Origin of the sequence: Spiroplasma endosymbiont of Lariophagus distinguendus (assembly GCF_023846195.1) — a bacterium.
Lineage (GTDB): Bacteria > Bacillota_I > Bacilli_A > Mycoplasmatales > VBWQ01 > Spiroplasma_E.
Genome location: NZ_JALMUW010000103.1, coordinates 1 through 1,955, shown reverse-complemented (window position 1 = coordinate 1,955; position 1,955 = coordinate 1). Strand labels below are relative to the sequence as shown.

The window sequence follows — 1,955 nt, the reverse complement described above, 5'->3', positions numbered from 1 at the left end:
CTAATGCTAATAATTGTATACTTTCATAAACGTTTTCTTTAATCTTTATTTTCTGTTACGTCAATAATAACTTCACTATTATCATCAAGAATTTCTTTAGTTATAAATTGACCAACGCTTTCAGCACCAGTTTTATCAGCAACCGTTTTTAAACGACTTAATTGTTTTTCCAACGGAACTAATGTTTTATTAATGCCAACATAAAGATCGTGATTTTCTACTAAACACTGTAAAAAATTATTATTTAATAACTGAATATGAACGGAAATATTATATGTATGATTACTATTTCTTTCAATACCAACTTTAGCAATCATATCTTTTTTAATATATTTAGAATACTTTTCTTGTAAATAATTAAAATTTTTATCAACAGCATTTTTAATTTCATAAGTAATATTAATATTTTTTCCATGGACAATAACTTGCATGATTAATTGCTCCTATCTTTTAATTATTATATACATTTTCCCATAAACAAATAAATTTTAAAAGATAATAGTGTAATTAAATTTAAATTATTAACAACTAAGCAAAATACCAATTATATTTATAATATGCTTAATATCATCTTCAGTTAAATTAATGATTAATACTCTATTTTTTATCTTTTCATGATTTTTGTTTTAAAAAATTTTGTTTTCCATTAAAAGTAATAGCTGTTTTTCAACGTGGATAATTATTACCTTTAGTAATAGCATTAGTATTATTCATTGGTTGTAAATTACTAATATCAGAAGTACCTCCATGAAATAAAGGTCGTTGATGTATAATAGTTCAATTATAACTTTTAGGATCATCATTAAGTTTAACATTACTAATAAAGTTATTTTTAAACATTAGCGCACCCGCATAGTCTTTTCGATATAACTGTGGATTATAATCATCAATAATTTCTCCTTTATTTCATACTTCTTCAATTTGTTGTGGTGTTCAAGTTACTTCACTATTAACAACATTACTACTGTTATTACTACTGTTATTAGTTTGAACAGGATTTGGATTACTAGTTACTTGATTATCAAGTAATTTTGATTGTGGAAGTGCACCTCCACCAGTATTATTAATAACTATATTTATACCTTGTGTTGATTTATCATGTTCATTAAAAAATCGATCTGTAAATGATGGTCCAATAGTTTGTTCACCAAAAAGAGAATTTTGTTCAACACTTGCGGGTATTTCTGTTGCTGATAAAGCATTATTATTTGTCAATGATAATGCTTTTTTTGATTTATTTCTTAAATTAGCCATTATTAATCATAAAGAAAAAAGTACTAAAAAGAAACTACTAATTAATGCAAAGCCTCAAGGTAAAATAAAAAATAAAACATTAATAATTTTTTTGTCCATAACATAACTATAAATTTTTTTATAACCATAACTTATTAATAATCCCGAACTAATAAGTAAGACAAGCGAAATTACTACTACTATTAATGCTCATACTAAAGTTATTACTCCATATTTATTTAAAAAAATAAATGGAATTGTAATAAACACTAGAGTAATAACCGAAAAAATTAAAGTAAAAATTGTTAAAATCTGAAAAGTAAGAGTAAATGTAATGCCTTTACTATTAATTACTTCAGTTAAAATTACTAAAATCTCATTAACATTAGTACGATAAAGTATAAGTCATAATACTCAACTTATAATCAAAGTTATTGCCATTAATCCCGAACTAACAATAATTCCTCAACGATTATGAGAATTAATGTTTCTATAATTCTCTGCTGACACTTCCATACTAAAACCTCACAACTCTAAAATCTCATATATTAAATTCTATCATAAATGATGATTAACATGTTTAACGACAATTATGAAATATAAATGAAAATATAACCTTTATAAAAATATTTCTTGAAAATTAAAATTTAGATTTAACTTAATAAAAATGGGGAGCGTGTCGAAGATGTCGATAACTAAAAAGTTTTAAAAATAGCTCCTTT

2 protein-coding genes are annotated in these 1,955 nt (G+C 23.7%); both read right to left on the bottom strand.

The features are described from left to right. Positions 1–38 precede the first annotated feature (38 nt). Positions 39–431, bottom strand: a complete 393-nt coding sequence (hpf, locus tag M0D11_RS07560) for a ribosome hibernation-promoting factor, HPF/YfiA family (RefSeq protein WP_174480838.1) — start codon at positions 429–431, stop codon at positions 39–41. A 166-nt stretch (positions 432–597) separates the two neighbouring features. Next, positions 598–1,749 carry an MFS transporter gene (locus tag M0D11_RS07555; RefSeq protein ID WP_252320934.1) on the bottom strand — a complete coding sequence of 384 codons (1,152 nt, stop codon included), beginning with the start codon at positions 1,747–1,749 and terminating at the stop codon, positions 598–600. Between the last annotated feature and the right edge of the window lie 206 nt (positions 1,750–1,955).